At 42.5% G+C, this 8,313-nt stretch carries 7 protein-coding genes and 1 pseudogene; 6 read left to right on the top strand and 2 right to left on the bottom strand.

Translation table 11 applies throughout. The features are described 5' to 3' along the window. Positions 1–409, top strand: a pseudogene (locus ACQY6Q_RS15450) (transposase); the annotation flags it as partial. A gap of 94 nt (positions 410–503) precedes the next feature. On the opposite strand, the gene ACQY6Q_RS15445 reads toward ACQY6Q_RS15450, so the two are convergent. Next, positions 504–815 (bottom strand): hypothetical protein, encoded by a 312-nt coding sequence (locus ACQY6Q_RS15445; RefSeq protein WP_427982738.1) that lies wholly within the window; start codon positions 813–815, stop codon positions 504–506. A 291-nt stretch (positions 816–1,106) separates the two neighbouring features. Between ACQY6Q_RS15445 and ACQY6Q_RS15440 the strand changes: the two genes are divergently transcribed. The 4 genes from ACQY6Q_RS15440 to ACQY6Q_RS15425 all read left to right on the top strand — a co-directional run bounded on the left by ACQY6Q_RS15440 (position 1,107) and on the right by ACQY6Q_RS15425 (position 4,725). Next, entirely contained in the window at positions 1,107–1,859 is a 753-nt protein-coding gene (locus ACQY6Q_RS15440; protein WP_427982737.1) for an SDR family oxidoreductase, read from the top strand. Between the two features lie 245 nt (positions 1,860–2,104). Next, positions 2,105–2,953, top strand: a complete 849-nt coding sequence (gene focA, locus ACQY6Q_RS15435) for a formate transporter FocA (protein WP_427982735.1) — start codon at positions 2,105–2,107, stop codon at positions 2,951–2,953. A 485-nt stretch (positions 2,954–3,438) separates the two neighbouring features. Then, a complete protein-coding gene (locus tag ACQY6Q_RS15430; RefSeq protein WP_427982740.1) occupies positions 3,439–3,759 on the top strand; it encodes an HIT family protein in 321 nt (106 codons plus the stop codon). Between the two features lie 138 nt (positions 3,760–3,897). Next, on the top strand, positions 3,898–4,725 hold the full coding sequence (locus ACQY6Q_RS15425) for a phosphotransferase family protein (protein WP_427982732.1): 828 nt from the start codon (positions 3,898–3,900) through the stop codon (positions 4,723–4,725). An 85-nt stretch (positions 4,726–4,810) separates the two neighbouring features. Here the strand turns inward: ACQY6Q_RS15425 and ACQY6Q_RS15420 are convergent, their stop codons facing one another. Then, a complete protein-coding gene (locus ACQY6Q_RS15420) occupies positions 4,811–6,175 on the bottom strand; it encodes a glycoside hydrolase family 30 protein (RefSeq protein WP_427982730.1) in 1,365 nt (454 codons plus the stop codon). A 1,244-nt stretch (positions 6,176–7,419) separates the two neighbouring features. On the opposite strand from ACQY6Q_RS15420, the gene ACQY6Q_RS15415 reads away from it, so the two are divergent. Continuing rightward, on the top strand, positions 7,420–8,196 hold the full coding sequence (locus tag ACQY6Q_RS15415) for a family 16 glycosylhydrolase (protein ID WP_427982727.1): 777 nt from the start codon (positions 7,420–7,422) through the stop codon (positions 8,194–8,196). The last annotated feature ends 117 nt before the right edge of the window (positions 8,197–8,313 follow it).

Genomic DNA, 8,313 nt, shown 5'->3' with positions numbered 1-8,313 from the left:
AATGGAATCTACTCCCGAATCATCCAAGCATACCAGTGTTAAGTTAAGAGCCAAGGCAGTACAACAAAAAAAGGCCCAACCTAAAGTACTGTTTCCCTTTGTGGGTAACCCCAGAAACAATATGCCGCAAGGTCTACCTTTTCAACTACATCATTACTTGGAATTGGTTGACAGCACTGGCCGTATTGTTCGAGAAGACAAGCGAGGCCACTTAAACCTAGAGGCCAGCCCCATCATGCAACGCTTAGGCATAGCAGCAGAGCAATGGCTAAGCCTAAGTTGTGAGTTTGAACAGCACTTTTCCGGCGCAGTGGGTAAAGAGCGCCTATTACGCCAATACCATCAACACCTCGGTCATAAACGCACCACCGGCTTAAGCCGATGCCGTTGCTTGCTCAATAGCGCTTAACTTTCCTCGTTCGTTTTCGCCTAATTACCAGCCCTGCTGAGATTTTTGCTCGCCCAACTTTATTAGGGCCACTGGTTATTTGCGATAGCTGCTATTAACCGAGTAAGCGATAGCCGTAGTAAATTACCAGCTCGATAATCAGCAGAGTAGAGAACGCCAGTGAGCCGATGTATGGCCCGAGCATGGATTTGGGGTCACTGCTACCCCAAGGGTGCCAGATCTTATCGATGATTTTTTCCCAAAATGGATTGGGACGGCGTAACTGCAGGACAAACAGTAGAAAAATAGCGCACACGGGAAGCAGTAAAAAGACCATCTGGTAGACATAAACCCACCAGTGCAGCAGTGCCAATACCACCACCAATACTAAGCCATATTCATAGGCCTCTCGAAATAGCTTTGCCATCTTTTTCTGTTCTGTCCTTATAAAAATCAGCGCTTGGATTGGCTGATTGTGCGTACTGAGGCGGGAGTATACCAGTTTAGAAGCTTAAGCATGCGAAAAGACTGATGAGTTACCGCAGACAACCAAAGCTAAAGGTCCAGCACAATGTCTATTGAGTATAGGGACCCAAAATGCGCTTGGTTAAGCTGCTTTTTTATTGGCTATCACGAAGAATTGGAAGCTTAGGAAAATTAATGAGACACTCAGAATAATGCTCAGAATAATGGAAAATTAGCATTTAAAGGATAGATAATGAGCAAGCAAAAAGTGGTTATTGTTACTGGTGGGGGGCGAGGGATAGGCGCTGCTACCGCAAAGCTTTTTGCTCAAAATGCTTATGCGGTTTGCATAAACTACAAATCTAATGCTGAGTCTGCCAATGCTCTGGTGCAAGAGATTAAAGCCTTTGGTGGCGAATGTATCGCCGTTCAAGCTGATGTTTCCAAAGAAGATGATGTTCTACGATTATTTGAAACCGTAGACCGAGAGCTTGGGCTTGTTTCTGTTCTTGTAAATAACGCCGGCATGTTAAAGCAACAGATGCGCTTAGAACACATGAGTGCTGATAGGATCAATTCCGTTCTTATCAACAATGTGACTAGTTACTTTTTGTGTTGCCGAGAAGCGGTAAAACGCATGTCGACTCGCCGTGTTGGTATAGGTGGTGTAATTGTCAATGTTTCATCGGGAGCGGCTCGCTCTGGTTCGCCTAACGAATACATTGATTACGCGGCCTCGAAAGGGGCAATTGACACTTTAACAAAAGGTTTGTCATTAGAAGTGGCTGCCGAAGGTATAAGAGTTAATTGTGTTCGACCCGGATTGATTTATACCGATATGCATGCCGATGGCGGAGAGCCTGAGCGTATAGAAAGACTAAAAAGTAACATTCCCATGCAACGGGGCGGTTTGCCCGAAGAAGTTGCCGAGGCCATTTATTGGCTAGCGTCTGAAAAATCATCTTTTGCCACCGGTGCCTTTGTTGATTTAACCGGTGGCTTGTAACGCCGAATAAATCGTTTTAGAAACATTCAAAAACTGCAATTAAAGCGATAGATAAGCCCCAAAATCGATGGTTACCATAGAGACGTCAGGCCTTTGGGGCCAGCCTTAGCCGGCGATTTAGATTGATGGATCGATGATTATGTTTTCAGCAAAAGATATTATTTTTACTCAGAGATAAATTGTGATTGGCCTCACGTATAATAAGGTTATAATCCGCGCACTTCGTTATTGCGTGGATACATTGAATGAGCCAATTTGATTCCCTCCTTCCGCCTCAGATGGCAGAGATGGCCGCTGAAGTGGGTGTTAAAAAAGTTACCAAAGACCCTTTTAAAACCTTTATGCTGGCTATCACAGCGGGGATCCATATTGGTATCGCCTTTGTTTTTTATACCACGGTCACTACCGGTGGCGGTGATATGCCTTGGGGCTTAATTCGTCTGGTAGGCGGTTTGGCATTTAGCCTGGGTTTGATTCTGGTGATCATTACCGGCGGTGAACTATTTACTAGCTCGGTACTCACCTTGGTGGCTAGAGCTAGTGGCAAAATCAGTTGGCGCAGTTTAGGGGTAAACTGGGTGGTGGTTTATCTAGGCAACTTGATTGGCGCACTCACCTTAGTGGGCATTATGCTGGTTGCTAAGCAGTACCTTTCTGATAACGGTGCTGTAGGTATCGAAACTATGAAAATTGCCCAACATAAATTGCACCATGGCTTTTGGCAGGCAGTTGCGCTGGGTTTGATGTGCAACGTACTAGTGTGTGTTGCAGTGTGGATGACTTTTAGTGGCCGCAGCCTCACCGATAAAATACTTGTGACGGTTTTGCCGGTAGCGATGTTTGTATCGGCGGGTTTTGAGCACTGTGTGGCTAATATGTTTCAGGTGCCAATGGCGATTGGTATTAAGTACCTAGCTGGAGATACCTTCTGGCAAATGAGTGGCATGAGTATTACCGACTTTGCTGATCTCACCATTGGCAATTTTATTGTGAATAATCTTATTCCTGTCACCCTTGGCAATATTATTGGCGGGGGAGTATTTGTTGGCATGGGCTATTGGCTTATTTACCTGCGTGACCCCGCGCACAAGTAAACTAGCTCAGCGGCTGTGCCGTGAATGTTAGCTTTAAACAATAACGGCGCCGTGTTGGCGCCGTTACTTTTTCTCGTCATCACGTTTTAAGCTCATCATTAACAACATCCCCATTATGGCGGTGAAGCCTTTCATCTATCATCAACGTTTAGATGCAGCCTTATAGTGACGTTGGCTTAATGCTTAAGTCAAATAGATACAAGTGAGTGGGGTAGAAACGCCTTATTGTTAGGCGCCTTTGAACTCTCGGGTTAATGAGTTTGCAAGAATTAACCAGCGGGAACTACTCATCCGTCGTGTTTACAGGTCGACACTGGCGACATGCTGAAAGATTGCATTAATCTAGTAAATTTACGCTTATTCAATAAGATAAATGAGTAAGTGCACTACATTACTCTTTGCTTGGAAACGGTAAGATGACGATAGTAGAACAAATAATCAGTAGGGAAATTGAAGCGGTAATTGTTTATTAGTCCAGTAATGTTATTGCGTTCGCTGATCACGAGCCGATTAATTTCGGGCACATTTTGATTTGTCCTACTTACCCCTACCAAAGCTACATCGAGTTACCAGAGCATATTTTCGCTGAAATTCACTCGGTGGCTAGAAATCTCTATAGTCGGATTGAAAAGGTATTTGAGCCTGACGGTATTTCATTTATTCAGAACAACGGCAAGTTCAACGCGTTATCTCATTACCATCTGCATATTTTCCCTCGGTTTAGCGGCGATCAGTTTGCTTGGCAAAGCAGCGGGCTAGGAGTTCAAAGTATAGAGAAACTGCGTAACGCTTTAGCACGCTTATAACGCGCATTTAAGAGCAAGCTAAGGAGCGCTCTTGTATAGTTAGAGCCACTAGCTGTTACGGTTAGTTTTACTAGGGATGGCTATTTAACAGCTTTTTGATAATCTGCTATTTAAGCATCGGCATTATTAAGTATCACCATGATTAATCTTGAAAATCTTAAACTAATAGGCAGCGGCGCTACTGCCGATGTTTACCTGTACCAACAAACCAAAGTAATAAAACTATTTAACAATAAGTACAGCCTAGAGGCGGTTCATTATGAAGCGAGTATTGCCGAAACTGTTAGTTGTTCGGCAATAGCTGCGCCCAAGTATCATCAGATAGTTAGCATTGGTGACCGTAGCGGGATAGTGTATGACTATGTGCCAGGGGAAATACTATTTAATCAACTGCTGGCTAAACCTTTACAATCTATATCTACCATTAAACGGTTAGCCAGAGCACAAGCAAGGTTGAATGCCACAACAATTAAGGGCCTGCCTAAGCAAGTAGAGCGCCTTGCTAGCCTAATAAAACGAACAGACACTATCCCCGAATATCAGGCGCAGATTTTACAAGCGGTAAAGCAGCTGGCGCCGGCTGAGCAGGTTTGTCATGGCGACTTTCATGTAGGCAATATTATCCGCCATCATCAAGACTTTTTCTTCATCGATTGGATGAATGCTTATTCTGGCAATGCCGAAGGCGATCTACTACGAAGTTATTTAATGCTGATTAGCCCCTTTATGCCTTTTGAGATGGGGCCGTTAAAAAGACAGGGCTTTATCGCTTATAAACGATTGTTGGCTTACTTCTACCTCAGGGAGTACCTAAAAGTATCGGGGATCTGTAAACACAGCTTAAAGAAATGGTGGCCGATTGTTGCTGCCGCACGATTGCAAGAGCAGGTTCCAAACGAAGAGCTGTGGCTAAAGAACATAATTAAAAAGCACCTAAAATATCTGGGGGAGTGGCGCGCGACTTAATTGGACCAGCTAAGCTAGGCCAAGACAGGCGCTATTTGATTAGCGCCTAGTGTTAATGGCCATCTTATTGGCTAGCTTGGTTTTTTTACTCGCCAAAAACAAAGGTATTTATGGAGTTGTTAGCTAACGAAAGCTCTGCGCCTAAGCCATCAACAACCAGTGTCACTTTGGCTACATGCCCTTCATTTTGTACCACTACCACTCGTTTACCGTCGGTGTTTATAAAGCTCACCGCATGTAGGTTTTCACCACTGACCTGAGTTTTTATCCGTTTGGCACCAATATCGATATAGCGGGAAAAATGGCCGATGTAGTAATAAGAGTTATTGTAAATTAAACACTTAGTTTGACGGTTGTACATGATTGGGGCTTCACAGTAGTTCTCTACGTGGTTGGGGCCGCCTTGCTCATTTAACAACAAATTCCAGTCAATCCAACCTTCCGAATAGTTATTAAAATCACCAATAATGTTTCTGCCATAGCGCTCGCCATTACCCCATGCGCCTAAATAACCGCTTTTATCATCTTTATCTACCGAACTATCGGTGAGTTCGACACAACCTTCGGTGAAGATAAGGTGTGTATCTGGGTATAAATGATGCACCATGGACAGATTTTCAAAATCTTCACTCACATACCAGTGATTGCCGACTCCCCAAACATACTTCGCTGCTTCTGGGTCGCTCAATACAGTAGCCGCTCGCTCAACTATCACATCACGATTATGATCCCAAATAATAATGGCTTTGTCTTGGTAACCCGCCGCGTGCATAGTGGGGCCTAAGTAATGTTTAATAAAGTCGCGTTCTTCTTCTGCACTATAAAAGCAAGAATCCCAAATTTGGTCGGCTTCAGGCTCATTTTGAATACTGATCCCCCAAATCGGAACACCACGCTCTTCCATCTGTTCAATAAACTTGGCGTAATAGTTTGCCCAAGACTGTTGATACTCCGCCAACAGTTTTCCACCGTAGTTCATTTCGCCGTTGGTTTTCATAAATCCAGGCGGACTCCAAGGGGATGCAAGCATCGTAATAGGTTTACCAAGCTGTTTCGCCGCATGCTTTATCATTGGAATCAGCCATTGTTCTTCATGAGAAAGGTCAAAGCTGTTAAGTTCGCTATCTCCTTCTTCTATATAACTATAATTGCCTAGGGCAAAGTCACATGAATGAATAGCAATACGCCCCAGCTCGTAACCCAAGCCTTGTTGTTTATCAAAATAGGCCTTTATAAATTCTTCTTGTAAGGCCTTGGGCATCTCATGGTAGGTGTAGGCCGCCGCTTCGGTAAACGCGCCGCCAAATCCAATATGGGTTTGAAATGTTTCTCGTGAATTAACGGCAATGAGCGATGGTTGTACTTTATAGTGAGACTTAAACTGCACCGGTGTTTTCTCTGCCCAACGTTCTCCAGTGCGCTCTAGAGTTCTGTAATGTTTCGCTTTCATCAATTGATACAACCTTCATTTAAATAGACTAGGCAAAGGCTATAATGAAAGCGCTTTCTTGTTCAAGGCTGTCAATCACAGAAACCAACAGTTGAGCATGCTTAGGCAGATTTAATAGGTTAATCCAAATGATTTACTGAGATCAGCAGGGTAAAAGGTTAAGCAATACTGCTAAGAACAATGCTTAGTTGTAGATGTTTTCACTAATGATAGCTGCACTAGCGAGCGAATGACTAAGCATATTTATTTGGTCTTGCGTACGAATCGACAAGTGCGCCGCAAGAGTAAAAAGGGAAAACTCGTTGTGCTGGTTGGCAAAGTGTTTTGAGATGAAGATCTAACTTTATACTGCAACTTAAAAAACCAATGAAATTTCTACAGAGACTGACCACACCTTGGAATAGCAATGCCCGTCAGCTCGACAGTTTTACTACCATGTTGGCGAAGTTGTGGGGATGTAAATTTAATGTTTCCTTATGAAAATGTTTGTATTACTTATTTATATTCAATAGCTTGTGATAATAAGTGGGTTTGTTGTTAACTAGTGGTTTTCTACTAAATAGGCATTATCTTAGACGCTGTAGATAATTAATAGCATTGTTTATTAATTGATCGCACAATAATTTAAGTTTCAGTATATTCTGTTCATTATGGAATTTTCTTCATTAGTGTTGAATTAACCAATTAGCTGATTTTACAAAAAATAGCAGAATATTTTATTAAAAATATGTTTATTTCATAATTTATTGCCCTGACAATCGCGGCTTGTGTAACTTAAAATATTGTTATGATGGTGTCTCGTTTGTCTCACTCTTCTTATTAAACCAGTAAAAACTTTAATATTTAAGGTGGTTTCAAGCTTAAAAGTTTATTCGTTAAAGCGGTCACAGCTAGGAAAATCCGATATTGAGTTGCTTAGAATATAAGTCAAGGATAAGACAACGGAATATTATGCTAAGGACGGCTAATGATAAGGAAGATAGCAAAACATACATCTAGTAATGGGATTGTTTTCTCTGTCATTCTACCACTGTTTTCCCTACCGAACTCAGCCTATTTACTAGCTAAAAATTTAGGCTATCAGTTTTTCATTAGTGCCAACTCTTTTCTAAAACCTATTCGTCAGCAGTTGGTTTTAATGCTGCATTACAAGGTCCGAAACTTGGCTCTGCCTTTTGCGTGTTAAAGGCGAGAGAGGTTTATGCGACACATATAATACTAAGACAACATAAGGAATATACGAAATGAAAACCCAAGCAATACTTGGTATTGGCATTACGCTACTCACAATAAGCGCAACCCAAGCAGCGAGTTATTTTAAAGATGACTTTAACTGGGGTTATAACTCGGGCATTTGGCAAGCGAGAAGTGGCAGCAATGGTAGTCCTTTTGGTTGTAGCTTTACACCGTCCAAGATTTCACCAAGTTCTCACGGTATCACTTTAGGTGTGGCTCCTAATCAATGTGCCGAGCTGAGAACAAAATCATTAGTAGGTTATGGTCGAATTCAATCTAGTCTTAAAACCGGTAATGCTCGTGGTACTGTAGCTTCAATTTTTACTTACACGTCGTGGCATGATGTGCCTGGCCGAGCTTGGCAAGAAATTGATATTGAGTTTTTACCTAGCCTAGGAAACGTTGTACATACTAATTTGATTTATCAACCCCAAGGCGGCACATACCAAAGCTGGGAGCAAGATATCGACCTAGGACAATACGGCCTGAATATCTACCAAGATCTTATACATATTGGTTTTGATTGGTCTAGTTGGAAAGTTGACTGGTATGTAATAGACCCGTCAGGAAATACCCGTATTATTCGCACTTTATACCGTGATAATGGCGATGGATATGTCGCGTCCAATGAAGTGCCACAGTATGCGTGGCCGGTGGATTCGACCCGCATCATGATAAACCATTGGCACGGTGATAACTCTGCCAGTGCTATGTACTTTCCGCAACAATACTACTGGCAAAACAACTGGGCTTACTACGATTACTTAGAATACGTGCCTAAATAATACCAGCCTTAATAATATAGAGAGCTAGCTTGCTCTCTATTTCATGGCAAAAGCGCTTATTTAGGCGCTAAGTATTTTTTTATTGGTTTATATAACGCGCTTTACGCGACCTTACAT

It is taken from the genome of Agarivorans sp., from assembly GCF_050295395.1.
GTDB lineage: Bacteria > Pseudomonadota > Gammaproteobacteria > Enterobacterales > Celerinatantimonadaceae > Agarivorans.
The sequence above is the reverse complement of the archived record's forward strand: the minus strand, read 5'-3'. Positions and strand labels throughout refer to the sequence as shown.

Excerpts from the sequence above, each read along its gene's own strand:
- ACQY6Q_RS15445 (WP_427982738.1), bottom strand. The coding sequence starts at position 815 with ATGGCAAAGCTATTTCGAGAGGCCTATGAATATGGCTTAGTATTGGTG.
- ACQY6Q_RS15440 (WP_427982737.1), top strand. The coding sequence starts at position 1,107 with ATGAGCAAGCAAAAAGTGGTTATTGTTACTGGTGGGGGGCGAGGGATA.
- focA (WP_427982735.1), top strand. The coding sequence starts at position 2,105 with ATGAGCCAATTTGATTCCCTCCTTCCGCCTCAGATGGCAGAGATGGCC.
- ACQY6Q_RS15425 (WP_427982732.1), top strand. The coding sequence starts at position 3,898 with ATGATTAATCTTGAAAATCTTAAACTAATAGGCAGCGGCGCTACTGCC.
- ACQY6Q_RS15420 (WP_427982730.1), bottom strand. The coding sequence starts at position 6,175 with ATGAAAGCGAAACATTACAGAACTCTAGAGCGCACTGGAGAACGTTGG.
- ACQY6Q_RS15415 (WP_427982727.1), top strand. The coding sequence starts at position 7,420 with ATGAAAACCCAAGCAATACTTGGTATTGGCATTACGCTACTCACAATA.